The organism is Xylanibacter ruminicola 23 (assembly GCF_000025925.1).
Classification (GTDB): domain Bacteria; phylum Bacteroidota; class Bacteroidia; order Bacteroidales; family Bacteroidaceae; genus Prevotella; species Prevotella ruminicola.
Genome location: NC_014033.1, coordinates 3,168,915 through 3,195,027 on the forward strand (window position 1 = coordinate 3,168,915; position 26,113 = coordinate 3,195,027).

Here is a 26,113-nt window from a genome sequence, read left to right on the forward strand (position 1 = left end):
ATTATGAAACTAAATAAAGTATTTCTTGCAGCTGGCATGTTTGCCGTAGCACTCACCAGCTGTACAGATTTGGATGTAACTCCAAGTTCTCAATACACAGAAGACCCCAGTAAGAATTCTGGAGTTGACCCGATGATTATGGTAGAGGCAAAAATGGCAGATTTGTATTTCCACCTGTCAGGTACATTTGGTCGCCGATATATGGAAGCACAGTGCCTTGCTTCGGATGAGTTTACGTCTCTGGCTTTTGATGGAGGCTACTATGATGGAGGTACCTATGCTCACCAGGCTCTTCACTGCAGTTCGGCTACCGATGCCTCACTCGACTGGTATTCGGATGTAACTGCTGGTATTACAAAGGCCAACACTATTCTTGAGGAACTAGGTAGTAGTGCTTCTGTCCAGATGACAGCACCTGCTCGTGCTATTCGTGCTTACTTTACATGGATATTGATGGATAGCTTTGGCGATACACCTATTCTTGAAAAGGTGCCTGCTGAGGGTGAGGTGGTAGCTCGTTCTCCACGCAAGGAAGTTGCTGAGTGGATTGAGAGTGAACTCACAGAGATTATTCCTTACCTCACAGAGGATGTAACAGAGAATACCTATGGTAAGCCAACCAAGTGGATGTCACAGGCTCTGCTTGCTAAGCTTTATATCAACTGGCCAGTCTATACAGCCGAGTCTGTTGATCAGTATGATGCTGCTACTGCTGCAAATCCAAAACTCGATGCATGTATCGAGCTTTGTGATGACATCATCAATAGCGGTAAGTTCAATTTGGGCTCTGTTGACTATCTGCATAAGTTCTCATACGACAATGGCTCTCAGATAGAAGACTTCATCTATGCAATGCCTTATGACGCTATCAACCGTCAGGGTATGCAGTGGGGACGTCCTCGCTCATTCAAGCAGTTGAAAGGCATGTTGCCAACTTATTATGGATTTGCTGATAAGTTTACCCAGTCGTTTGGTGGTAATATGGTCGTTACACCTGAGTTCGCTAAACTCTTTAGCCTCGATGGCGATATCCGCAATCTCAGCATTCTGCGTGGCGACGTCTTTATCCGTGATCCGAAGACACTGCGTCCTACCTCTGAGCCATTTATGTATAAAGACAAGCAGGTTCATTTCACAGAGGACATTACGCTGATTAAGCAAGACAACACTATCGACGTGGGTAATGATGATAACGCTATCCAGCAGGGCTGTCACTCTATCAAGTGGTTCATTAATCCTGCCGACTATAACAATGGTCGTAACCAGTCGAACGATGTGCCCATCTTCCGTTATGCTGATATCCTGCTGATGAAGGCTGAGGCACTCACACGCATTGGCAAGACTGGTGCCAAGGACCTCTTCAATCAGATCCGTAAGTATGCTGGTGCACCAGAGATCGCAGCAGAACCTACACTCGATGAGATCTATCAGGAGCGTGGCCGTGAGTTCTTTGATGAGAACTGGCGCCGTAACGATATGATTCGCTTCGGTCACTTCGAGGACGAGTTCTTCCCTCACTACAAGAACTTCCCCGATGCTGATTTCGACAAGCGTCATCGTATCTTCCCCATTGAGCAGGAGATGCTCGATCTGAACCCAGGTTGGGAGCAGAACCCTGGTTATTAATCCGAAGTATACATTTTATACAATCTTTATACGTCTGGGCAGTCACCTCGGTGGCTGCCCAGATTTTTATGGTATTTTAATGGGTAATAGTTTTGGAAGTTAGATAATTTTTCGTATCTTTGCGGCGTGAAACCAAAGGTAAAATTATTTATTACTGCTATAACGCTTGCTGTTTGCTTGCCGTTGCTGGCGCAGAAGAAATACACTGGAAAGTTCGTCTTTACGCCACAGTGGACTGCCCACGCGCAGTTTGCTGGTTATTATGTGGCCCAGGAAAAAGGCTTCTATAAGGCCGAAGGTCTGGATGTGGATATAGTACACCCATCGGTATCCGAAACGGCTATGCACCGCATTCAGGAGGCTGAGAGTCATGCCACCACGCTGCCACTCTGTTTGGCGATGGAGATTATGGACAAAGGTGTGCCTTTGGTGAACATCCTGCAAACATCGATGAACAACTCTACGGTTATCGTATCGCGCCGTGGTAAGAATCCGCTCACGCAGAAGGGTGCCCGTGTGGGTATCTGGCATGCCGGATTCGGACAGGTGGCCATCTGCATGAGTCGCAAGGAACATCTGAATTACCAGTGGATACAGTTTACATCGAACTTCGACTTGTTTATAAAAGGTGCTATCGACGCTACGCTGGCTATGAGCTACAACGAGTACTACCAGCTGATGCAGATGGGCTTTACATTTACCAAGGATAATGTTTATCGCTTTAGCGACCACGGTTACAATATTCAGGACGATGGTCTGTACATGCGCCGCGACTACTACGAGACCCATAAGGCCAAGGCAGAGAAGTTTGCCCGTGCCAGCCGTAAGGGTTGGGAATGGGCCAGCGAGCATCCTGAGGAAACGCTGGATATTGTGATGAAATATGTACAGCAGAACCACGTGACAACCAATCGCACGCTGCAGCGCCTGATGCTGAAAGAGATATTGCGCCTGCAGGTGGACCGCGACTCGAAGAAACGCGAGTTCCGTTTGCGCCCCGATATGGTGAAGAAGGCCAATATGCTGATGCGCTCGAATGGGATGCTGAAGCGCGACATTACTTACCAAGAATTATTAGATCGTTAATACCACATGAAGAATCCAAGAGACTATATCCGCACTTCCCTGTCACGTCGCCTTAGTATTATCATTGTACTGATGGCCTCGATATTTTTTCTGGGATCACTTGGATTCTTGTTTGTAGAGTCGCGTAAGGCTGTGCGCGAGGAGGCGCTGAACGGTGCGGCCCAGGTGCTGGATAACACGGTGCAGCGTGTAAACGTGCTGATGCAGCGTGTAGAGATAGCATCCGACAACTTTATGTGGTTGCCATTGCGACATCTTGATGTGGCCGACTCGATGTTTGTGTATTCGCGTCGTATCCTGACCTGCAACCCCGATCTGAACGGTTGCTCGATAGCTTTCGAACCTAACTATTTCCCCGATAAGGGCCATTATTTCTCGGCCTATACCCTTAACGACAATGGCAAATTCGACACCACTCAGGAAGGTAATCCCTCTTATGATTATCATTATATGGATTGGTATCAGGCTCCCAAACTGCTGGATGAGCCAGTGTGGATTGAGCCGTTTGCAGATTTCAACCCTGAGGATGTCTATGCCGAAGAGATTATTGCATCGTACTGCCGCCCAATGAAGGATTCGAAGGGCCGCTATGTGGGCACATTCTCTACTGATATCTCGATGGAGTGGATATCGAAAACCATATCCGAAGTAAAGCCCTATCCCAACTCGTACTGCATTATGATTGGTCAGAGTGGTACTTTCTTTGTACATCCCGATACCACCAAACTGCTGCGCGAGAGCATTTTTACGCCTACACTGGAGCATCCTGATACAGCACTTACCAACCTGGGGCATGCCATGCAGCGTGGCGAAACGGGTGTGCGCAAACTGGTGTTCGAGGGCAAGGAGAGCTACGTGTTCTACAAGCCACTTGGCATTACGGGCTGGAGCGTGGCTATGGTTTGTCCTGAGAGCGATATTTTTGGCGGTTACATGCGTCTGTATAAGATAGTAATCTTTATCGTTATCGTTGGCTTGATATTGATGCGTCTGGCATTCAGTCGTATCATCAAGCGTGAGCTGAAGCCGCTGAACACGCTGGCACAGCAGGCCGAGACGATTGCATCGGGACAGTTCGACAAAACGCTGCCACGCGATAACCGTATCGACGAGATTGGTAAGCTCACGCATTCGTTCAGCGACATGCAGCACTCGTTGGTTAACTACATCAGCGAGCTGAAGCGCACCACAGCTGTTAAAGCCTCTATCGAGAGCGAGCTGAAGGTGGCCAGCGACATACAGATGGGTATGATTCCACGTGTGTTCCCACCATTCCCTGAGCGCCAGGATATCGACCTGTATGCACTGATGACTCCAGCCAAGGTGGTTGGTGGCGATCTGTACGACTACTTCCTGCAGAACGAACGCCTTTACTTCTGTGTGGGCGACGTATCGGGTAAGGGTATTCCCGCTGCGATGTTTATGGCGATTACGCGCGACCTATTCCGCATTATTGCCCAGCAGAACCGTTCGCCATGGGAGATTGCTACGATGATGAACAACTTCCTGGTAAAGGACAACGACCAGAGCATGTTTGTAACCATGTTTATTGGTATGGTTGACCTGCCTAAGGGCCGATTGGAGTACTGTAACTGCGGTCATAATGTGCCTATACTGGATGGTAAGTTCCTGGAGATGGGCAGCACAAACCAGCCATTGGGTTTGTGGGAGTGCAAGGCCTTTGAGGGCGAGGTGATAGAGGATATTCGCAACCGACAGCTGCTGGTTTATACCGACGGACTGAATGAGGCCGAGAACGACCGTCAGGACCGTTTGGGCGACGAACGTCTGCTGGAGGCTATGCAGGGTACTGAGCAGCTTTCATCCGAGGAGGTTATACACCGTCTGCAGGTAGTGGTTAACAACCATCGTGCAGGTGCAGAACCTAACGACGACCTGACGCTGCTGTGCCTCTCGATCCGTAAATAACAAATATGATATAATCCATTTTATCAACCATTTTATTATCAACTGTATGAAAAAGTTTTTTATTTGCCTGATGATGGCAAGTGCGATGACTGCTCAGGCACAAATCGCACGTTTTTCAGGAAAGACAGCACTCGAAGAGATTGCTGCCGACAAGTTCTTGGCTGCTGGTAACATGACCGACTACGATCATTTGCCACGTACATCTCTAACACCTGCCCCTAAGGGCTACGAGCCTTACTATCTGTCGCACTATGGTCGCCATGGTGCCCGCTATCTGCTTGAGGAGAACGATTATGCCATGCCTGTACAGACGTTGCGCAAGGCCAAGTATGCCGGTAAGCTTACGCCGCTGGGCGATAAGGTGCTGGCTAAGCTCGACTCGATGCAGAAGACTACTAAGGACCGACTGGGCGACCTGACAGCTACTGGTCAGCGTCAGCACCATGGCATCGCTAAGCGCATGGCGCAGAACTTCCCTGAGATTTTCAAGAAACCTAATCTGCCTATCCACTCGGTTTCTACCACCTCTATCCGTGCCATTATCTCTATGATGGCTGAGTGTGAGGAGTTGCAGGCTGCTAATCCATCGGCCCGTATCTTTAATGATGCCAGCAAGGCCGATATGCACTATATGAACTACTCGCCATCACGCCAGGAGCGCGGCATGGGTATGCCACAGATGAACGTGATGCGTGCCATGCAGAAGCAGCAGGCCATGAGCGACAGTCTGAAGCACCCTGAGCGCCTGATGCAGCAGCTGTTTAACGATCAGCACTGGGTGTATCTGAATGTAACCACAGGTTCGCTGATGAGCAAGATAGCCGATGTGGCGCTGAACATGCAGAGTCATGATGGAGATGCCACCCTGTTGGAACTGTTTACGCCAGAGGAACTGCGCGACCTGTGGCGCAGCAACAACTTGTACTGGTATCTGTTGTACAGTAATGCTCCACAAACAGGCGGTAAGATGCAGTGGAACCAGAAGAACCTGCTGAAGAACATTATTGAGACTGCCGATACCGTTACCCAGACACAGGTATCGCTGCGTTTTGGTCATGATACCGTTGTGCTGCCCCTGCTGTGTATGCTGGATCTGGATGGATCGGCTGTACAGGTTGATAACCTCGATGAGCTCGAGAACTCGTTCCGCACCTACTACCTCATCCCCACAGGCAGTAACGTTCAGTTCGTCTTCTATCGCCCCAAGAAAGGCAAAACAGGCGATATCCTAGTAAAGGTACTGTTTAACGAGCGCGAGGCCCACATGCCGCTTAAAACCGACACCTGGCCCTATTACAAGTGGCAGGATGTTCGCGAGTACTACTTAGCTAAGCTGGCCGAGCAGGAGAAGAAATAAAAACAAACATGTTTAGATATTATGCAGATATTCCTCGTCGGCAATCTTGCTGGCGAGGATTGCATCTGCAATGGCTTTCTCCATCACCAGCGAGGCCAGCACGCCAACAGTGTTGACGTCCGACAAAATCATACCACCGCTAAGGGAAATGGCATAAACGGTATCGCCATCAGCCATGGTAAACACTGGCCGTATGCTGCGTGCCATGCCGGTAGAGGCCATATTTGCTACCTTCTGTAGGTCGGCGACACTCAGATGGGCGTTGGTAAACACGGCTGCGATGGTGGTATTGCCTGCTATCAGATCGGAATACTGGTTCTTGAGCACTGCCTGTTCGGCACTTACAAAGCCCTTGCGGTCGATGGTGGTCATGCCTGCTATCTTAACACCATCCTGGAAGATGTCGCCTAAGGCATTGACAACAACGGCTACACCTACCTCCAATTGTCCAAGACGTGCTGCAGCATAACCAATGCCACTCTTCTGGGCTGTGGCCATGCCGCCAGGTTTACCTACTGTAGCACCTGTGCCGGCACCTACATTGCCGCTGAGTGGTGAGTTGCTGGCAATGGCATTCTGACAAGCTTTATAACCCATTTCGCGGTCGGGGCGGATGTTACTTTTGCCGTATGAAAGGTCGAAGATGCAACTCTGACATACAATGGGTAGCAGTCCGTAGCCTGTGTTATAGCCATAGCCATGTTCTTCAAGGCTGTTTACCACGCCGTCGGAAGCTGCCAAGCCATAAGCAGAACCACCACTGAAAACCAGAGCGTTGAGAGGCTGTGTGTTGCGCTGAGGGTCTAATAGTGGTACCTCGCGCGATGCAGGTCCACCACCCAGGACTACCGCTGAGGCCATGGATGCCTTTGGGAAAAAGAATACCGTTACACCTGTTTGGGCATCATTGTCTTGTGCATTTCCAACGCTTATGCCTTGAAGTTCTGAAAAAGGAAGGGATTCTACCAAATTATCCATGTCGCTATAGTTATCGACACGGTTTGTTGTATCCACTCCTAACATCTTTTCATCATTGTTCTTTGAACATGATGTAAATATGCTTAAGCCGCAAATACGAATAGCGGCGAAGAGCCCTAAAAAGATCTTCTTTTTCATGTCGTTCAAAAGTTTAATAGGAATTGCAAATATAGTGTTTTTTGATTTTGTGGACCAGCCTGGGCTTGAACCAGGGACCTCCAGATTATGAGTCTGTTGCTCTAACCAACTGAGCTACAAGTCCGATGCCTTTGCTTTGAAAAGCGAGTGCAAAGGTACGGCAATTTCTTTAAATATCCAAATTATTAAGAGAAAATAACTAAAAATGATTGATTGGCAGGGGTAAATTGCGGATTTTTGAGTACCTTTGCAGCCTAATATGGAGATATTCTACGATATAAAAGATACGATGATAGTGCCCGAGTGCGCTGCTACGATAGGCGTGTTTGATGGCGTTCATGCTGGGCATCGCCAGGTTATCAAGCAGATGATGGACGAAGCACAGCAGCATGGCTACAAATCAATGGTAATCACCTTCGATAAGTTGCCACAACAGCTGTTTGTGCCTGGTTTCCAGGCGCAGCTGATTACCACACTCGACGAGAAGATACAGTTGCTTGGCGAACTTGGCATCGACTACTTGGTGGTGCTGCCTTTTGATATGCAGATAGCACAGCTCACAGCGCGTGAGTTTATGGCTCAGATACTGCACGAGCGCCTGAATGTAAAAGCGCTGTGTATAGGCTACGATAACCAGTTTGGTCGTGGTCGCATGGAAACATTCGGCGACTATGTGGAATATGGTAAAGCGCTTAATATACACGTATTTAAGGCTATGGAGGTATGCCCTGATGGGTTTGATGTGCCTGTAAGCTCATCGCTGATAAGACATCTGATAACCGAAGAAGGAAAGGCTTTTGAGGTTTCACAGATGCTGAAGCACTATTACAAACTTACTGGCCGCGTGGTGGCTGGCGAGCATATTGGCACAGGGTTGGGCTATCCTACAGCTAATGTGGTGCCTGATAATGCTGAAAAGCTGATACCTGCCGACGGTGTTTATGCTGTGTTGGCCAGTATTGATGGGAGCGAACCTATGCAGGCGATGATGAACATAGGCAAACGTCCTACTTTTAATGGGAAGCAGCGCACTCTTGAGGTGAATATTCTTGATTTCAAGGGTGACCTGTATGGCAAGCAAGTTGCCATCAGTTTTGTAAAACTTGTGCGCTTGGAGCAACACTTTTCGTCGGCTGACGAGTTAAAACGTCAGATAGAGAAAGACGAGGTATTAATTAGAGATATATTTGAAAAGATAATAAAGTAAATAAGGATATGAAGAATGCGATTATTTATACCGTGCTGTTTGCTGCCCTTCAGGTAGTGGTGTCGACAGTTACCCAGCTGGTTTGGAACCGGTTATTAGGGAATAGCGGCGTCATGGGTACTGAGTTTATGATTGGCACGCTGATAGCATTTAACGTGCTGGGACTGATACTGTTTTTAGCAACCAAGTGGGCTGTGGTTAGCAGAAATTGGATACGTACGCGCCCTTGGATGGTGCTGTTCTGGGCAGCAATGGCGTCGGTGGGGTGTATCGTTCCATCTATGTGGCTGCAAGAAGTGATGCCCGAACTGCCAAATTTAATGCAGGAGGGATTGGAAGAACTGATGGGTAGTCGCTTAGGTTATGTGGTAGTGGGACTGTTGGCACCACTGGTTGAGGAAGTTGTGTTTCGTGGTGCTATCTTGCGTGCCTTGCTTAAGTGGAACCAGAACCATTGGTTGTGCATAGCTATATCGGCAGCTCTGTTCGGCCTGTCGCATTTTAACCCCGCTCAGATGCCGCATGCTTTTCTGGCTGGCTTGCTGCTGGGATGGATGTATTACCGTACGGGTAGTATCGTGCCTGGCGTGGTGGTGCATTGGGTGAACAACTCGGTGGCTTATGCCATGTATAACGTATCGATGGCAGCCTATGGTACAGGCGACCCAACGATGGCGCAGTTGTTTGGCGAACAGCGCGTGCTGCTGGCTGTGCTCTTCTCGCTGTGCATACTGATACCAGCTATCTACCAGCTTAACCTGAGAATGAAGAGAGCTTAAACCATATAACATTGAAGAAGGCTGCACGTTTGTGCAGCCTTTAACTTCAGCGTTAGTATTTCCTGAAAATTTGAGAGAAACAAACCGGAGCTTCACAGCTTTCGGCGTCTTAATTGTTTTACTTGTTTTATTTATAAAGAAAGCATAGAAAAAAATATCTTATTCGTATAAGGCGGGCGTATCCGTGGCACTTACCTTAGTGGTGTCGGCCATATTCTCGGCCTGCATAGTGCCGAGGGTGTTAACGGAGTCGGCCTGATGCTGCTGGTGGAACTTAGCATATGCATCCTTCGGGTCGTCCCATCCGCGGTCCCAAGGGGCCTGTGCGGCGTTACCCAGTGTAAGGATGATGGCTACCACGGCTGCAGCACGGAACAGCGGCATGAGGCGTGTGGTAAGAGTTACCATCTTGGCCTTTGGCGCTTCGGTGTTCTCGCCTACCATTTCGAGTATTCGGGCATCAAAGTCATCGCCCAGTTCAGGCTTCTCCTGCTCGAGAGTAAACAGCGCTTTGTACTGCATCAGACTGGCTGGTACATCCTCCTGACTGAAGAATGTGCGCAGAATTGACTCTTCCTGTAGTGTGGTTTCACACTGCCAGTAGCGCTCCAGTAACTGTTCGATATACTTATAATCCATATTTCTCGGTTTCAATATATTTTTGTCGGATGGCTTGGCGAGCGCGGAAGATGTTTACCTTTACCTGCTCTTCGCTGACAGCCATAATCGACGCTATTTCTTTATAACTCTTGCCTTCGAATTCGCGCAACTGCATAGCGCTTCGCTGTTTCTCAGGCAGTTCATTAATAAGTTGGCGTATCAGCTCGATGCGATCGCGCTGCATAGCCTGCTCTTCAGGGTTCGAGGCGTAGCTCTGGTCGGCTTTGTCGTGGTCGCCTTCTTCCAGACTCTGGTTCTGGTTTTCCAAGTGTCGCATTCTGTCGAGTGCCAGGTTGCGGCAGATGGTAAGGCAAAAGGCTTCAATCGATTCGATGTCGTCCCATGCCTCGCGGCGATTCCACACCTTTATCATCGTGTCCTGTACTACATCCTCTGCCTCTGCAGGGTTGAGGGTGATGCGGAGGGCAAGCCTGTAGAGCTCGTTCTTCAGCGGCAAGATGTCAGTTTTAAAACTTATCTTTTTCATCCTCTCTTATTATATGACGAATAACCTGGGGCAAAAGTTACAAGTAAAACAAAAAAAATCAGAAAATTTTTGTGCCGCTCTCTCCATCGATGGCAGTGGCCAGGGTAATGATAACCCGGCTAACGCCAGCATCGATGGCGCTCAAGGCGTTTTCGATCTTAGGCAGCATGCCACCACTGATGGTGCCATCGGCCTTGTACTGCTTGAAATCGGCGCGGGTGATGGTGGGGATAACCGAATCGTCGTCGTCGGGATTGCGCAGTACGCCTTTCTTCTCGAAACTGTAGATGAGTGTTACATCGTAATAGGGAGCTAAAGCTTTGGCTGTTTCGCTGGCAATGGTGTCGGCATTGGTGTTCAGGATGTGTCCCTGACCATCGTGGGTGAGTGGGGCCATCACGGGGGTGATGCCTGCCTTAATCAGTCGGCTCAGCATCTCACCGTCGGCACGATCAACATCGCCCACAAAACCAAAATCCACACCATCCTTAATGGGGCGCTTATGGCTGCGAATCACATCCATATCGGCACCAGTAAGGCCCAAGGCGTTTACACCATTAGCCTGCAGGCGGGCCACCAGGTTCTTGTTAACCAGGCCGCCGTAAACCATGGTTACCACGCTCAGCATGTCGGCATCAGTAATGCGGCGTCCGCCAACCATCTTCGACTCGATGCCCAGGCTTGCTGCTACCTGAGTGGCACGACGGCCACCGCCATGAATGAGCACTTTGTTGCCCTCGATGGCACTGAAATCCTTGAGCAGCTGACTGAGTTGGGCCTCGTCTTCGACCACGGCGCCACCTACTTTTACAATTGTTAGTTTCTCTTTCATTTTTTATAATATGTGTATGAGTGTTACTGCTTTTGTCCGATAGCCTTGTATTGGCGTATCATGGCATCGGCCAGTATAGCGTTACTCTCGTTGGCACCGTACAGGGTGTCGTAAATCATCTTCACATCATCGCGACCGCCGCCATGCTTCAAGGCGTAAACCACGCACAGGTTCTGCAGACCAACCGACTCAGACAGGATATCAAGGTCGGTAACAGCCAACTGCGACAGGGCCAGCTGATAGGCTGTGTCGCTCAAATCGTCGACCATAGCTTGTACATCGCCTAACGATTCCATGCCAAAATGCTCCAGAACGCGCAGGAAAGGCATCAGCGAGGCGGGGAACAGCTCGGCCTGGTTAACAGCAGCAATACGCTGGTTAAGACGCTCGAATGGGTGCAATTCAAGATAGCTGCGGAACGAGTCGGTAGAGAGTGTTACCTCGCTTAGGTTGCCTGATTTTACCAGCGTTTGTATCTGTCGGCGGTATTCGGTCATAGTGGTGCGCAGACGGCTGAACTCATCGTCGGCCAACTCTAACATACCGGCCAGGCGACTGAACTGTCGGCGATACTGTGGGGGCAGTTTAACGGCACCCTTGTAGCCGATGTCGTGCTCGATGGCCGACCACGTGTGCTGCAGTGCTGTACGTATCTGTATCTCGAAGGGAATGCTACCCTCGTGCAGCTGGCAGATGTAGTGCAGCGAGTTATAGCCAAAGCTGTTGAAATCGTGCAGCTTGCGCTTATCAACAGAGTTGCTCCAGTCGATATCGAACAACTGACTGACAATGGCTGCTACCTTATCCACATCATCGGTATAGAAGGTAACAATGCGCAGGCCAATCAGGTCGGTAATGTCGCTTAGCGAGTGATATTTCTCGCCTTTGCGCTCTAACTTACCAGCCAACGACTCAACACCCTTGATGCGGTGCTCGATGCTGTTAAGTTCGATGCCCTGCTGCTGCATGGTGGTCTGTAACAGCTCGAAAACCTTGTTGTCAAGCTGTATCAGTTGTGGCCGCAGTTCGATGAACTCCTGCAGCAACGCTTCGCAATGTGGCGACAGGCGCATTAGATAAACTCAAAAAGATTAATAAAACCAGTCATGGCAAACACCTGGCGCAGATCTTCGTTCATGTTGCGCAGATAAACATGGCTGCCTTTGGGCTTTGCGGCCTTGAGCAGACCAAGGAACAGGCGCAGACCACTTGATGAGATATACTCGAGTGCTGTGCAATCAAGAATGATATCGTGACCAGAGCATTCGTAAAGTGGAGCCATGCTCTTTTCAACCTCTGCTGATGCAGCCGTATCCAAACGACCTTCGAAGTACATCACGAAATTCTTCTCTTCTTCTTTGAATGTTGTTTTCATAACTATTTATTTTTTAGTGATAATTTTGCTGAGTGTGAGTAGATTCTTATTATCTACACGCTCGTAGTTAATGGTATCCATTATTTGTCGTATCAGGTGAATGCCTAATCCGCCGATACTACGCTGTTCGGCTGAAAGCGTAGTATCGACCTCGGCTTTGACCGTTGGGTCGAAGGGGGTACCGCTGTCGCTGATGACAAACTTAAGATGCTCATCGTTTATCTGGGCATCGATATCCACATCGCCCTTACCATTGGGATAGGCATAGTTCATGACGTTAACCACAGCCTCTTCGATGGCCAGGTTAATCTTCATCGTTGTGCTCATGTCGAGGCCTGCAGTCTCGCACACCTCATCTACAAATGCATTGAGCTGGGGCACTTCCTGCACATCGTTAGGCAGTGTAAGATGATTTTGGTAACGCACGTCGAATTGTTATTTAGTGTATTGAAGTACGACTTGTATCATCTGATAGATGATGGCATGAGAAGAAACTGCCTACTCAAGATAGGTATATCCGTAGAGTCCTGAGCGGTAGTTAGAGAGGAATTCCTTACCCTCGTCCAAACTGATCTTGCCCTGCTTTACGCTCTTGGCAACCCAAACCTCCAGCTGGCGAACCAGCTTCTTGGGGTTGTACTGCACGTATTCCAGAACCTCTTCGACGGTCTCACCATCGATAATCTGGTCGATGTGGTAGGTGCCGTCTTTCTCAGAGATATGAACGGCATTGGTATCGCCGAACAGGTTGTGCATATCGCCTAAGATTTCCTGATAAGCACCTACCAGGAACACGCCTAAGTAGTAAGGCTCGTTCTTTTTGAGTGCATGAACAGGCAGCGAGTGCGAGTTGTTGCGATTGGTGGTAAAGTTGGCTATCTTACCATCACTGTCGCAGGTAATGTCCTGAATGGTAGCATTACGTGTGGGACGCTCGTCCAAACGCTGAATAGGCATGATGGGGAATACCTGGTCGATGGCCCATGAGTCGCTCAGACTCTGGAACAATGAGAAGTTACAGAAGTACTTGTCGGCCAGGAGCTTGTCAATCTTCATGAGCTCCTCGGGAATATGCTTCAGACTCTTGGCCAGGGCATGAATCTCGTGGCATACACTCCAGTACATAGCCTCTACTTCAGCACGGGTTCTCAGGTCGACGATACCATGACTGAACAGGTCGAGAACTTCTTCGCGAATCTGCTCGGCATCGTGCCAGTCCTCCAGGACATTACGTGGACTCAGGTTGTCCCAAATCTCATACAGGTCCTTAACCAGCTGGTGGCTGTTGGCATCTGGCTCGAACTCCTCGGGCATCTCGGGCAGTGAGGCTGTCTCAAGTACATCGATAACCAGCACTGAGTGGTGGGCAGCCAATGAGCGACCGCTCTCGGTAATGATATTGGGGTGAGGCAGTCCGTTCTTGTTGGCTGCTTCTACAAAGGTGTAGATACAGTCGTTAACGTACTCCTGAATTGAATAGTTTACTGAGCTCTCGCTGGATGGAGAACGGGTTCCGTCGTAGTCAACGCCCAGACCGCCACCACAGTCAACAAAATCTACGTTGTAGCCCATCTTGTGCAGCTGGATGTAGAACTGCGAAGCCTCGCGAAGGGCTGTCTGGATACGGCGGATCTTGGTAATCTGGCTACCAATGTGGAAGTGGATGAGGCGCAGACAGTCGTTCAGTCCTTTCTTCTCCAGGAAGTCGAGTGCTTCAAGCAATTCGGCACTGGTAAGTCCGAACTTGCTGGCGTCGCCACCGCTCTCTTCCCATTTGCCTGAGCCGCTTGAGGCCAGCTTGATGCGGATACCGATGTTTGGACGGATATTCATCTTCTTAGCCTCGCGAGCGATAATCTCAAGCTCGTTCATCTTCTCAACTACGATGAAGATCTGTTTGCCCATCTTCTGTGCCAGCAGGGCCAGTTCGATATAACTCTGATCCTTATATCCGTTACAGATGATGATTGAGTCGCTTTGGCATTGCATGGCGATAACGGCATGCAACTCGGGTTTTGAACCAGCCTCAAGGCCAAGGTTGAACTTGCGGCCGTGCGAGATAATCTCCTCGACCACAGGCTGCATCTGGTTTACCTTGATGGGATAAACCACGTAGTTCTCGCCTTTGTAGTCGTACTCCTCGGATGCCTTTTTAAAGCAGCTCCACGTTTTCTCGATACGATTATCAAGAATATCGGGGAAACGCAACAGTACTGGTGGCGTAACATCACGCAGTGCCAGTTCGTCCATTACCTCGCGCAAGTCAATCTGTGTGCTGTTCTTGCTGGGGGTAACGTAAACATCGCCCTTGTCGTTGATACCAAAATAAGAAGTGCCCCAACCGTTGATGTTGTACAACTCCTTTGAATCCTCAATCGTCCATTTCTTCATTTTCTAAACGGATATGAATATGTTATAAATCTAATAGTTCTTTTATCTTGTCGACGCTAATCTTGATTTTCTCGTAGTTGTCCATCAGACTCACGTCGAGTGTATACTTAGCCTTTGTGTAGAAAGGTTCGCGCTTCTCCAGCTGCTGGCGGATAAAGGTTATCAGCTCCTCGGGGCTTTTGCCTTTAATCAGCGGGCGCTCAACCTTGCCCATCAGCAGGTGGTTGTATAGTACCTCGGGATCGGCCTTCAGGTAAACCGTCAGTCCCTGCTGGTTCAGATAGTCCATATTGTCAAAGAAGCAGGGCGTGCCGCCGCCACAGCTGATGATGACATTCTCAAACTCTGCCACCTCGTGCAGCATGCTGTGCTCCATTTTTCGGAACCCCTCTTCGCCACGTTCGGCAAATATCTGTGCCACTGTTTTGCGCATGCGGCTCTCGATATACCAGTCAAGGTCGTAGAAGGTGGCACCTAACTCCTTTGAGAGAGCCTTACCGATGGTGGTTTTGCCGGCTCCCATATAGCCTATCAGAATGATGCGCTTCATGCCTCTGCCTCTGCTTTTGTGGTTGTCTTCTTAGTGGCGGCCTTTCTGCCAGCACCTTTTCTTGCACCTCGCTTGGCGGTTTTCTTATCACCCTCCTCGCTCTTCATCTGCTCGATAATCTTCATGCACTCGTCGTAGGTAAGATCCTTGGCGTTCTCGTGCAGGTTCTTTGGCAGGCGATAGTTCTGTCCGTCGTAGGCCAGGTAAGGACCGTAGATACCGTTCATAATCTCCAGCTTGGGATCCTCAAGGAAGAACTTCATGTGCTTGGCTGCTTCCTGTCGGCGCTTCTCCTGGATGAGCACAATGGCCTCGTCGAGTGTGATAGCCATTGGATCGGCATCCTTTGGCAGCGATGCAAACATGCGGTCGTGCTTAACGTAAGGACCGAATCTACCAGCACCAACGCTTACGGGCAGACCTTCGAACTCACCCAAGTCGCGTGGCAGCTTAAACAGCTCCATAGCCTCTTCCAAGGTGATTGTTTCCATACTCAGCTCCTTAGGTAACTGGGCAAACTGAGGCTTGTCCTTATCCTCTGACGAGCCAATCTGTACTACAGGTCCGAAGCGGCCAATCTTTACAAATACTGGGCGACCAGTCTTGGGGTCGTTACCCAACTCGCGCTCACCAGCCTTGAACTTCTGACGGCTGTTAAGAGTTTCCTCAACCGTTGGCTCAAAGTCCTTGTAGAAGTGTTTCATCATATCCTTCCACTTCTCGTCGCCCTCGGCAATCTTATCAAAGTCCTGCTCTACCTTGGCAGTAAAGTTATAGTCCATGATGCCAGGGAAGTTTTCCATCAGGAAGTCGTTTACTACAGTACCAATGTCGGTTGGCAACAGCTTGCCGCGCTCTGAGCCAGCCATCTCCTTACGGGTTTTCTGGGTAATCTGCTTACCCTTCAGCTGGTAGATAGAGTAGAAACGCTCTTCGCCTTTCTTATCACCCTTCATCACATACTCGCGCTGCTGGATGGTAGAGATGGTTGGGGCGTATGTTGATGGACGACCGATACCTAACTCTTCCATCTTGTGTACCAGACTGGCCTCGGTGTAGCGCTGAGGACCGGCACTGAAACGCTCGGTGGTAAGGATTTCGCGACGTGTGAGCTCCTGTCCTTTCTTGATAACAGGCAGTGAGTGGCTGTAATCCTCGCCGTTCTCGTCATCGTCGGATGATTCACGATATACTTTCAGGAAACCATCAAACTTGATAACCTCGCCCTGAGCTGTGAATACCTCCTCGATACCATCGCTCTTGATGGTTATAGTGGTCTTCTCAATCTCCGCATCGGCCATCTGACTGGCGATGGTACGCTTCCAAATCAAATCGTAGAGTTTACGCTCCTGGGCACTGCCTTCAATCTCAGTCATATTCATGTATGATGGACGGATGGCCTCGTGTGCTTCCTGAGCGCCCTTTGAGTTGGTGTGATACTTGCGAAGTTTGCTATAGTTCTCGCCATAGAGGTTTACAATCTCGCTCTTGCTAGCGTTCAAACAAAGTTGCGACAGGTTTACAGAGTCGGTACGCATGTAAGTAATACGTCCGCTCTCGTACAGGTGCTGGGCCACCATCATTGTCTGACTAACGGTGAAGCCGAGCTTGCGGGCTGCTTCCTGTTGCAGGGTAGATGTGGTGAATGGGGGCGCAGGTGTACGCTTTGATGGCTTTTTGGTGATGGCATCGGCATAGAAAGTGGCTGTTTTGCACTTCTCCAGGAATTCCATCACTTCATCCTCGGTGCTGAAACGCTTGCTCAGCTGGGCTTTAACCTCCGAGGCTGAGCCATCGGGGTTAACAACAGCAAACACACCGCTGACACTATAATAAGGCTCGCTCTTAAAATTCTGTATCTCGCGCTCGCGCTCTACAATCAGTCGCACTGCAACACTCTGTACACGACCAGCCGACAGGGCGGGCTTAACCTTACGCCAAAGTACTGGTGAGAGTTTGAAACCTACCAGACGGTCGAGCACGCGGCGGGCCTGCTGGGCATTAACCAAATCCATGTTGATATGGCGTGGATGCTCGATGGCATCGAGAATAGCCGATTCGGTAATCTCGTGGAATACAATACGGTTAGTCTTCTGTTCGTCCAATCCTAAAACCTCGCAAAGGTGCCATGAGATGGCTTCTCCTTCGCGGTCCTCATCGGATGCCAGCCATACAGTCTCTGCCTTGCCGGCTTTTGATCGTAAATCCTCTACCAGACTAACCTTCTCTTCGGGAATCTCGTATTCTGGTTCCAGCGTCTTTTCGTCGATGCTGATTTCTCTTTTCTTTAAGTCGCGGATGTGTCCGTAGCTCGACATGACCTTGTAATCCTTTCCCAGGAATTTCTCAATAGTCTTTGCCTTTGCGGGCGACTCCACTATCACTAAGTTCTTTTGCATATTCTGTCGCGTTATATTTCTTTCGGGCTGCAAAAGTAAGCAAAAAACTCTCTTCCACCTTATTTATATAGAGGATTTTCAGATTTATTAACAATTCTGTGCTAAGAAACGGTGTACGGCTTGGCGTATGGAGCGCAGTCCGAAACGCTCTACATACACCTCTCTGAGGGGTACCCACTGCAGTTCGGCGGCATCGTCGTCGGCTTTTACTACAGCCTCGCCTGTTACGTGGCACAGGAAGAAGAGGTCGAGCGTGTGTATGTCCATTCCCGAATAGTGGTAAACATTGGGGATAGAGAACTGATACTCAACGGTTTCGGGATCGATGTCGAGTCCGGTTTCTTCCTTTATTTCCCTCACCATGCCCTCTTCGGCGTTCTCGTCGTTATCTACAAATCCGCCAGGCAGGTCGAGGGTGCCTTTGGCAGGTTCCTTGCCTCGTGTGGCTACTAGCAGTTCGCCTTTATCGTTCAGGATAAAAGCGGCTGTTGATGCGCGTGGGTTCTGATAGAATGTAAACCCACAATTGGCACAATGGCGGCTCAGTGCGTTATGAATCTTAAAATCCTGACTGCCGCACTTAGGGCAGAATCGGAATACTTCTAATGGATGCTCTGTCATAAGCGTTTACCAGTTATCTGTTCTGAATGGGAATAATGGCAGATTGGCGCCGTTTTTTACGTTGCCTATCTGGAAATTTTTAAAGCAGTATCGTACAGCCACGGGCTTTTTAACCTGAGGCGACGACAGCTTGATGGCCTCGTCCCAATAACCGCCGCCGGGCTGCCAGAAGTGCTGGGCCTGAGCGGGATAGAATACCTTGTCGTCGCCTGCAATCTCAAAGCCTTGGATGTCTTCGAATGGGGCGTCGGTGTGGTAGTTGTTGTCTAAGTGGATGTAGATGGCATCGCCCTTGATGTTCATGTCCTTAAAGGTTGAACTCTGGTAGAGGATGCCCTCAAAGCCATAGTCGCGAGCCAGTGCCGTGTAAGCCAGTCGCTCACCTACCTGTTGTTTTTGTGCAGGGTGAATCTGGCTGTATTCGTAGGGGTAAACCAGATCGTTGATGCATATCAGCGAGCTGTTGGGAATTATTTGTTGTGCTTTGAACTGCTGTTCGCGCAGCAGGGCGCCGCTGGTAGCATTGTTGTCATCGTCGTAACGATAGGGGGCTATCTGTACGAAATAGAACGGAATTTCGCCCAAACCGAACTGACTGCGCCACTGATCTACCAACAGCTTCAAACGCTGAGAATATTGGTCGCCAGGATCGCCTACGTTCGAACATCCCTGATAGAACAGAATTCCCTTGACGGTATAGTTCAGGATAGGGTTGAACGTACCGTTACCCCATAGCAGTGAGCGGTGGTAGTCGTACTGTGCCCATTTCTTGCAGATTTCAACAGAGTCGGTAGGATCGTTGGTGTATTTCTCCAGATTCTCTTTGGTGAGCCAGCTTTCTACACGTGAGCCACCTTTGTTAGCCTCGATGAGTGCGATGGGGATGTCGAGTGCCTGATGCATGGTGCGTGCAAAGAAATAACCCGTGGCAGAGAAGTCGCCAACGGTCTTAGGTGTACATTCGCGCCACTCGCACTGGGCGTCGTTCTGGGGGGTGGCTGCCATTACGCTAGGTATCTTGATGCTTCGTACGCCTTTGTGGTTCTTGGCATCAATCACCACCTGATTGTAATCTTTGACTGGGCACATCCAGAAACCTTTTACAGGCATCTCCATGTTCGATTGTCCGGCACAAACCCATACTTCGCCACTTAGCACATTGCTGATGGTGAGCTTGTCGCCATCGTCGAACGTAATGGAAAGCGGGGTATAGCTGGCCTTGGGTGTCTTTACCTTTACCAGCCATTCGCCGTTTTTGTCGGCTTTGGCAGTGACCGCTTCGCTGCTCCACGAGGTGGTTACCTTTACCGTTTTTCCTGGCTTTGCCCATCCCCAAAGGCGGGCATCGGTTTGCTGTTGTAAAACCATATTGTCACCAATTAGGTGTGGCAATTTTACTTTGGCCTGAGAGCCAAATGCAAGTACTGTAAGAGCTGTAATAGCTAAGATTTTCTTCATAATTTATCGTAAAGTTTCAAGTTTCTGCTTGCAAAGATAATAAAAATCCGTAAAAACCACGTAATCCGTAGCTTTTTTTTAGTACCTTTGCGCCAAAATTAAAATTATTAAAACAATGAAGTGTGTTAGAATCCTATTATCAGCAGCATTGCTGACTCTTTCGACAACTATTTTTGCACAGAAACCTACCACCATGCCACTCTGGCCAAATGGACCAGAAGTAGTGAGCTCGGATGGTAATGATCAGGCAGAACTAACTGTTTATCTGCCCGATGCCAACAAGGCCACCGGTCGTGCTGTAGTGTGCTGTCCTGGTGGCGGTTATAGTCATCTGGCTATGGACCACGAGGGGCATCAGTGGGCGCCTTTCTTTAATACGCAGGGCATCGCGCTGATTGTACTGAAATATCGTATGCCTCATGGTAACCGTATGGTGCCTGTCTCTGATGCTGAGGAGGCTATCAAAACGGTCCGTAGTCATGCTACCGAGTGGCATATCAACCCTAACGATGTAGGCATCATGGGTTTCTCGGCAGGTGGTCATCTGGCTTCTACCATCGCCACCCATGCCAAGGACAATGCTGCGCCGAATTTCCAGATACTCTTCTATCCGGTTGTAACGATGGATCCGGGCTTTACACATAAGGGCTCGCACGATAACTTCTTGGGAAAGGCACCTGAGGACAAGAAGGCGCTGAAGGAGTATAAGAAGTTGGAGTTTGAGTTTAGTAACGACTTGCAGGTGAATCGTACCACACCGCGTGCTTTCTTGGCGCTGAGCGACGATGATAAGGCTGTGCCTGCGGCTAATGGCTTTAACTACTACCAGCAGCTGTATAAGCACGATGTACCAGCATCAATTCATATTTATCCTACAGGTGGTCATGGTTGGGGTTATCGCGAAACCTTTGCCTATCACTACGAGATGGTTTTTGAGTTGAAAGCCTGGTTAAAAAGTTTCTAAATTGTAGCGTATGTATTTTACAGGTATTATTATAGCTGCCAGTACTTTCCTGGCTATTGGCGTGTGGCATCCGATTGTTATTAAAACCGAGTATTATTGGGGCACACGTCCCTGGATTGTATATCTCATTGTGGGGTTGGCTTGCATCGCGGGCGCCCTGTTTATCGAGAATGCTATCCTTTCGTCTATCGTAGGTGTGTTTGGCGCCTCCGCCTTGTGGGGCATCGGTGAGCTGTTTGCTCAAAAGAAACGTGTAGAGAAAGGTTGGTTCCCCAAGAATCCTAAGCGCAAGTACTAAAAAGAAAAATCCCTTCCAGAATCGGAAGGGATTATTTGTTTACAAAAGCTTTTTGATTTCTGCTTCAAGGTCTGCTATCTGAGCAGCTCGCTTAACCAGATTGTTGCCGCGGTCGATAACAAAGAAGTCGGGAACAGCCTGAATGTTGTAGAGTGTCAGACGCTGTGAACCTGCGCCATCCTCGTCGCGAACGCTGATCCAAGGCAGTGCTGCTGTCTGCTGTTTCCAGAAGTGCTCGTCGCTGTCGAGACTTACCTGGTAAATCTCCAATCCCTGAGCGTGATATTTATTATACAATTCGCGCAGCTGAATGATACGTGCTGGAGAATCCTTGAGAGCGAATACATGGAAGTCGAGCAGTACAACCTGACCCTTCAAATCAGTCAGATGACGCATGTTACCTTTGTTATCGAGCAGAGCGATATCCAGTACACCAGCCTCCTGAACCTTGCTGGCCTCGATCTGAATGTCGGCATTCTGAGCCTCTACGATACGCTGGTTCTTCATGCCTTCGATGGCAATGTTGTGCAGGTTCTGTCCGCGCTCAGCGTGTGGGTAATAAGTGTCCCAGCTGGTAGCAACGGCTGCAAAAGCCTTGATATCTTCCTTGTTGGCACGAGGATTGAAAATCAGGTAGTTGCCGATAGCCTGGAACAGAGCGAAGTAGGCATATGCCTTGTAAGGCTCTTTGTAGATATAGTTGCGCTTAACCTCTTCCTTGTAAGCGTTAATCATGCTCTGGATGCTGTCGTTGGCCTTGGCAATGCCTAACTCGGTGTTGCTCTGCAGCGCAATGGCCTTGGCCTGCAGGTCGATCTGCTTGAGTGCCAACTCGCGAATCTTCTCACAGTTCTCGGAACCGCTGATGGTGTAGTTTGATGCCATACCAGGATACTGACCCTTAACCTGAACAGTCTCGGTAGAATCGATGCTTACGTTGATAATCTGGTCGGCAATGCGCAAACGATAGAATTCAGGGGCTGTAGTGGCATCCTGACTGAACGAGAAGTCGCCATTGTCGTTAAGCTTTACAGAGTCGAGCACGTTAATGCCCTCCAAACCTACGTTTTCGAAGTAGAGCACAGAGTCCTTAGCACCGGCAATCTGGCCCTCGACGGTAAACTTATTGTTGTTGCACGAGGCAATCGATAATGCAGCCAGAACTACGGCTGCTGCTTTACAAATATGTTTCATTTTTTCTAATTAGAATTTCGTTTTGCGGGTGCAAAGATATAATTTTTTTAGTGAATAGTGAAGAGGAATAGTGAAAAATTAAAAAAAATATTGAGTTTTCTCGTTTATTAATATAATTATGTGTATCTTTGCGGCTGTTTTTTATATTTTAGATGTTTTATTAAGATGAACGTAATTACAAAGACCCTTCAATTGGCTGATGGACGTACCATCACCATTGAAACCGGGAAAGTGGCAAAACAGACCGACGGCTCTGTTGTTCTGCGTATGAACAACACCGTATTGCTCGCCACTGTTTGTGCCGCAAAAGATGCAGTTCCCGGAACAGATTTTATGCCTTTGCAGGTAGATTATCGTGAACAGTACAGCGCAGCCGGACGTTTCCCCGGTGGATTTACCAAGCGCGAAGGCAAAGCCAGCGACAACGAAATCCTGACATCACGACTGGTGGACCGTGTTCTTCGTCCACTCTTCCCTTCGAACTATCACGCTGAGGTATTTGTGAATGTAATGCTGCTCTCAGCCGATGGTATTGATCAGCCCGACGCCCTTGCAGGTTTTGCTGCTTCGGCTGCTCTGGCTTGCTCGGATATCCCATTCGAGTGCCCCATCAGTGAGGTTCGCGTAGCCCGTGTCAACGGTGAGTATGTTATCGATCCTACCTTCGAGCAGATGAAGAATGCCGATATGGACATCATGGTTGGTGCATCGGCCGAGAACATTATGATGGTAGAGGGAGAGATGAAAGAGGTGTCAGAACAGGATATGATCGGCGCTCTGAAGGCTGCTATGGCTGCTATCAAGCCAATGTGTGAGCTTCAGGCTGAACTCTCAAAGGAACTTGGTAAGGATGTTAAGCGTGAGTACGACCACGAGGTGAACGATGAGGAGCTGCGTGAGCGTATGAGCAAGGAGCTGTATCAGCCCGCTTACGATGTTACCAAGCAGGCTCTGCCCAAGCAGGACCGTGCTGATGCCTTCGAGAAGATCCTGACAGACTTCAAGGAGAAGTATGCTGCTGAGCATGCCGATCTGACTGAGGATGAGCTCGAGGAGAAGTACGCTATGATGGAGCGTTACTATCACGACGTTGAGCGCGACGCTATGCGCCGTTGTATCCTCGACGAGGGTATCCGTCTCGATGGTCGTAAGACCGACGAGATCCGTCCTATCTGGTGCGAGGTTTCGCCTCTGCCAATGCCTCACGGAAGTTCAATCTTTACTCGTGGTGAGACACAGTCGCTTTCTACCTGTACTCTGGGTACTAAGCTCGATGAGAAGATGGTTGACGACGTGCTTGAGCATGGTTATCAGCGCTTCTTGCTGCACTATAACTTCCCTCCATTCTGTACTGGTGAGGCCAAGGCCCAGCGTGGCGTAGGTCGTCGTGAGATTGGTCACGGTCACCTGGCATGGCGTGGACTGAAGGGCCAGATTCCTGAGGACTTCCCTTACACAGTTCGTCTGGTAAGCCAGATCCTTGAGTCTAACGGTTCTTCATCAATGGCTACCGTATGTGCTGGTACACTCGCCCTGATGGATGCTGGTGTTCCTATGAAGAAGCCTGTTTCGGGTATCGCCATGGGTCTGATTAAGAATCCTGGAGAAGATAAGTACGCTGTATTGAGCGATATCCTCGGCGACGAGGACCACCTGGGTGATATGGACTTCAAGACCACTGGTACAAAGGATGGTCTGACCGCTACTCAGATGGATATCAAGTGTGATGGTTTGAGCTTCGACATTCTCGAGAAGGCTCTGATGCAGGCTAAGGCCGGTCGTGAGCATATCCTGAAGTGCCTGACCGATACTATCGCTGAGCCACGTGCTGAGATGAAGCCTCAGGTTCCTCGCATCGTTCAGATGGAGATTCCTAAGGAGTTCATCGGTGCTGTAATCGGCCCTGGTGGTAAGATTATCCAGCAGATGCAGGAGGATACTGGTGCTACTATCACTATCGACGAGGTTGACGGTGTAGGTAAGGTCCAGGTATCAGCTCCTAACAAGGAGAGCATCGATGCCGCTATCGGTAAGATTAAGGCTATCGTAGCTATTCCTGAGGTAGGCGAGGTTTACGACGGTGTGGTTCGTTCTATCATGCCTTACGGATGCTTCGTTGAGATTATGCCTGGTAAGGACGGTCTGTTGCACATCAGCGAGATCGACTGGAAGCGCCTTGAGACCGTTGAAGAGGCTGGTATCAAGGAGGGCGACCACATTCAGGTTAAGCTCCTGGAGATTGATCCTAAGACAGGTAAGTACAAGCTCTCTCATCGTGTACTGATTGAGAAGCCTGCCGATTATGTTGAGCGTCCTGCCCGTGGTGAGCGTCGTGAGCGCCCAGAGCGTAATGGCGAGCGTCGTGACCGTCGTCCCGACCGTGGCGATCGTCGCAACGGTGAGCGTCATGGTGAAAGGCAACGGGTAGGCGATTCGTCAGAATCGGGAATGCGCCGCCCACGTCCTGAGCAGCAGCAGACTGAGGCTCCAAAAGAGGAAAAGCCAAAGGACTTCAGCGACTCGTTAGATAACATGGATTTCTAAGAAAGAAATCTTAAAAATAAAGAAAAGCGTTAAATTTGTCTAAATTTGACGCTTTTTTCTTTTGCGCGTACCTTATATAATAAAAATAGTTAGTACCTTTGCACACCGATTTAGGGGAGAGACTTAGAATCCCCGTGAAATGTTGTGTGAATAGCGGTGTCTTTGGCCGGGCATGGCGGTTCGTGAATCAGCGTTTCTTGCGACGTTAGACTGACAACCGGGAGTTAGACCCTGGGAGTGAGTTTATGCGCGTACATATTTAATTATAAGTTAAACTGTTTTTTAGTAGTAAATTTAAAATGAACACTTTGAGTTACAAGACACTTTCTGTAAACAAGGAAACAGCAAAGAAGGAGTGGGTGGTAATCGATGCCACAGACCAGGTTGTTGGTCGTCTCGCTTCAAAGGTAGCTAAGCTGATCCGCGGAAAGTACAAGCCAACTTTCACTCCACACGTTGACTGTGGTGACAATGTAATCCTTATCAACGCCGATAAGGTAGTTTTCACTGGTAAGAAAGAGACCGATAAGGTTTATACCCGCTACACAGGTTATCCTGGTGGTCAGCGCTTCAATACTCCTGCTGAGCTTCGCAAGAAGAACGGTGGTGTTGACAAGATGCTGCGTCATGCCGTTAAGGGTATGCTGCCAAAGGGTCCTCTGGGCCGCAGCCTGCTGAACAACCTCTTCATCTATGAGGGTACCGAGCATCCACATGCCGCTCAGCAGCCAAAGACTATTGATATTAACCAGTATAAATAATAAGGAAAGATGGAAGTAATTAACGCAATAGGTCGTCGTAAGAGCTCTGTAGCCCGTGTATACGTAACAGAGGGTACTGGTAAGATTACGATCAACAAGAAAGATTTAGAGGTATATTTCCCATCAGCTATCCTGCAGTATGTGGTTAAGCAGCCACTCGCACTGCTCGAAGTAGCTGAGAAGTATGACATCAAGGCAAACCTCGACGGAGGTGGTTTCACAGGTCAGAGTCAGGCTCTGCGTCTCGCAATTGCCCGCGCTCTGGTGAAGATCAACGAAGAGGATAAGAAGAAGCTGAAGGATGCAGGTTTCATGACACGTGATAGCCGTGAGGTTGAGCGTAAGAAGCCAGGTCGTCCAAAGGCACGTCGTCGCTTCCAGTTCAGTAAGCGTTAATCCCGCTGAAGAACTTAGCGCAAGTTTAGTATCTAAACCCGCTGGATTCCTTTGGACTACCGTCGGGCTGATTCTAAGAAGAA

General features: G+C 49.2%; 24 protein-coding genes and 1 tRNA gene. 11 read left to right on the plus strand and 14 right to left on the minus strand.

All coding sequences use genetic code 11. From position 1 onward, the window contains the following. Positions 1-3: 3 nt before the first annotated feature. From PRU_RS13405 to PRU_RS13420, 4 genes are all read left to right on the plus strand, one after another. Positions 4-1,626, plus strand: a complete 1,623-nt coding sequence (locus tag PRU_RS13405) for a RagB/SusD family nutrient uptake outer membrane protein (RefSeq protein ID WP_013064305.1) — start codon at positions 4-6, stop codon at positions 1,624-1,626. A 126-nt stretch (positions 1,627-1,752) separates the two neighbouring features. Beyond that, the gene (locus tag PRU_RS13410; protein ID WP_013065649.1) at positions 1,753-2,712 is read left to right on the plus strand and encodes an ABC transporter substrate-binding protein; all 960 of its coding nucleotides are present in this window, start codon (positions 1,753-1,755) and stop codon (positions 2,710-2,712) included. 6 nt (positions 2,713-2,718) lie between these two features. Further along, positions 2,719-4,641 carry a SpoIIE family protein phosphatase gene (locus tag PRU_RS13415; protein ID WP_013063159.1) on the plus strand — a complete coding sequence of 641 codons (1,923 nt, stop codon included), beginning with the start codon at positions 2,719-2,721 and terminating at the stop codon, positions 4,639-4,641. 46 nt (positions 4,642-4,687) lie between these two features. After that, positions 4,688-5,998: a histidine-type phosphatase gene (locus PRU_RS13420; protein WP_041386295.1), complete on the plus strand. Its 1,311-nt coding sequence runs from the start codon at positions 4,688-4,690 to the stop codon at positions 5,996-5,998. Positions 5,999-6,010: 12 nt separating this feature from the next. On the opposite strand, the gene PRU_RS13425 is transcribed toward PRU_RS13420, so the two are convergent. Together PRU_RS13425 and PRU_RS13430 are read right to left on the minus strand one after the other, a co-directional pair. Beyond that, on the minus strand, positions 6,011-7,012 hold the full coding sequence (locus PRU_RS13425; RefSeq protein ID WP_187288011.1) for a P1 family peptidase: 1,002 nt from the start codon (positions 7,010-7,012) through the stop codon (positions 6,011-6,013). 152 nt (positions 7,013-7,164) lie between these two features. After that, a tRNA-Ile gene (locus PRU_RS13430) sits at positions 7,165-7,238 on the minus strand. Between the two features lie 135 nt (positions 7,239-7,373). On the opposite strand from PRU_RS13430, the gene PRU_RS13435 reads away from it, so the two are divergent. Together PRU_RS13435 and PRU_RS13440 are read left to right on the plus strand one after the other, a co-directional pair. Then, a complete protein-coding gene (locus PRU_RS13435) occupies positions 7,374-8,321 on the plus strand; it encodes a bifunctional riboflavin kinase/FAD synthetase (protein WP_013064699.1) in 948 nt (315 codons plus the stop codon). Positions 8,322-8,329: 8 nt separating this feature from the next. Next, entirely contained in the window at positions 8,330-9,100 is a 771-nt protein-coding gene (locus PRU_RS13440) for a CPBP family intramembrane glutamic endopeptidase (protein WP_013065294.1), read from the plus strand. Between the two features lie 159 nt (positions 9,101-9,259). Here PRU_RS13440 and PRU_RS13445 read toward each other — a convergent pair whose 3' ends face one another. From PRU_RS13445 to PRU_RS13495, 11 genes are all read right to left on the minus strand, one after another. Continuing rightward, entirely contained in the window at positions 9,260-9,739 is a 480-nt protein-coding gene (locus PRU_RS13445; protein WP_041386297.1) for a hypothetical protein, read from the minus strand. Next, positions 9,729-10,247: an RNA polymerase sigma factor gene (locus PRU_RS13450; RefSeq protein ID WP_013065037.1), complete on the minus strand. Its 519-nt coding sequence runs from the start codon at positions 10,245-10,247 to the stop codon at positions 9,729-9,731. Before PRU_RS13450 ends, PRU_RS13445 begins: the two co-directional genes overlap by 11 nt. A 58-nt stretch (positions 10,248-10,305) precedes the next feature. Next, on the minus strand, positions 10,306-11,079 hold the full coding sequence (gene argB, locus PRU_RS13455) for an acetylglutamate kinase (protein WP_013063544.1): 774 nt from the start codon (positions 11,077-11,079) through the stop codon (positions 10,306-10,308). A gap of 23 nt (positions 11,080-11,102) precedes the next feature. Next, entirely contained in the window at positions 11,103-12,152 is a 1,050-nt protein-coding gene (locus PRU_RS13460; protein WP_013063828.1) for a GTP pyrophosphokinase, read from the minus strand. Beyond that, positions 12,152-12,454, minus strand: a complete 303-nt coding sequence (locus PRU_RS13465; protein ID WP_013063616.1) for an STAS domain-containing protein — start codon at positions 12,452-12,454, stop codon at positions 12,152-12,154. The genes PRU_RS13460 and PRU_RS13465 overlap by 1 nt, the downstream gene beginning before the upstream one ends. Positions 12,455-12,460: 6 nt before the next feature. Next, entirely contained in the window at positions 12,461-12,880 is a 420-nt protein-coding gene (locus PRU_RS13470) for an ATP-binding protein (RefSeq protein ID WP_013065604.1), read from the minus strand. Between the two features lie 72 nt (positions 12,881-12,952). Then, entirely contained in the window at positions 12,953-14,845 is a 1,893-nt protein-coding gene (speA, locus tag PRU_RS13475) for a biosynthetic arginine decarboxylase (RefSeq protein WP_013064814.1), read from the minus strand. Between the two features lie 22 nt (positions 14,846-14,867). After that, positions 14,868-15,395 carry a shikimate kinase gene (locus tag PRU_RS13480; protein ID WP_013063930.1) on the minus strand — a complete coding sequence of 176 codons (528 nt, stop codon included), beginning with the start codon at positions 15,393-15,395 and terminating at the stop codon, positions 14,868-14,870. After that, entirely contained in the window at positions 15,392-17,794 is a 2,403-nt protein-coding gene (gene topA, locus PRU_RS13485; RefSeq protein ID WP_013064748.1) for a type I DNA topoisomerase, read from the minus strand. Before topA ends, PRU_RS13480 begins: the two co-directional genes overlap by 4 nt. 87 nt (positions 17,795-17,881) lie before the next feature. Further along, positions 17,882-18,415, minus strand: coding sequence for an NUDIX domain-containing protein (locus tag PRU_RS13490; protein ID WP_013065528.1), 534 nt, complete (start codon positions 18,413-18,415; stop codon positions 17,882-17,884). A gap of 6 nt (positions 18,416-18,421) precedes the next feature. Beyond that, positions 18,422-19,873 carry a sialate O-acetylesterase gene (locus tag PRU_RS13495; RefSeq protein ID WP_013063551.1) on the minus strand — a complete coding sequence of 484 codons (1,452 nt, stop codon included), beginning with the start codon at positions 19,871-19,873 and terminating at the stop codon, positions 18,422-18,424. A 115-nt stretch (positions 19,874-19,988) separates the two neighbouring features. Here PRU_RS13495 and PRU_RS13500 point away from each other — a divergent pair, with 115 nt between their 5' ends. Then, entirely contained in the window at positions 19,989-20,837 is an 849-nt protein-coding gene (locus PRU_RS13500) for an alpha/beta hydrolase (RefSeq protein ID WP_013065179.1), read from the plus strand. A gap of 10 nt (positions 20,838-20,847) precedes the next feature. Continuing rightward, on the plus strand, positions 20,848-21,135 hold the full coding sequence (locus tag PRU_RS13505; RefSeq protein WP_013064403.1) for a DUF4491 family protein: 288 nt from the start codon (positions 20,848-20,850) through the stop codon (positions 21,133-21,135). 39 nt (positions 21,136-21,174) lie between these two features. Here the strand turns inward: PRU_RS13505 and PRU_RS13510 are convergent, their stop codons facing one another. Continuing rightward, positions 21,175-22,329: a TlpA disulfide reductase family protein gene (locus PRU_RS13510; protein WP_013065265.1), complete on the minus strand. Its 1,155-nt coding sequence runs from the start codon at positions 22,327-22,329 to the stop codon at positions 21,175-21,177. Between the two features lie 165 nt (positions 22,330-22,494). Here PRU_RS13510 and pnp point away from each other — a divergent pair, with 165 nt between their 5' ends. From pnp to rpsI, 3 genes are all read left to right on the plus strand, one after another. Beyond that, positions 22,495-24,873 carry a polyribonucleotide nucleotidyltransferase gene (gene pnp / locus PRU_RS13515; RefSeq protein ID WP_013064198.1) on the plus strand — a complete coding sequence of 793 codons (2,379 nt, stop codon included), beginning with the start codon at positions 22,495-22,497 and terminating at the stop codon, positions 24,871-24,873. Between the two features lie 299 nt (positions 24,874-25,172). Then, complete coding sequence (gene rplM / locus PRU_RS13520) at positions 25,173-25,634, plus strand: 50S ribosomal protein L13 (RefSeq protein WP_013063360.1); 462 nt, start codon at positions 25,173-25,175, stop codon at positions 25,632-25,634. A gap of 9 nt (positions 25,635-25,643) precedes the next feature. Then, entirely contained in the window at positions 25,644-26,030 is a 387-nt protein-coding gene (rpsI, locus tag PRU_RS13525) for a 30S ribosomal protein S9 (RefSeq protein WP_013063558.1), read from the plus strand. The last annotated feature ends 83 nt before the right edge of the window (positions 26,031-26,113 follow it).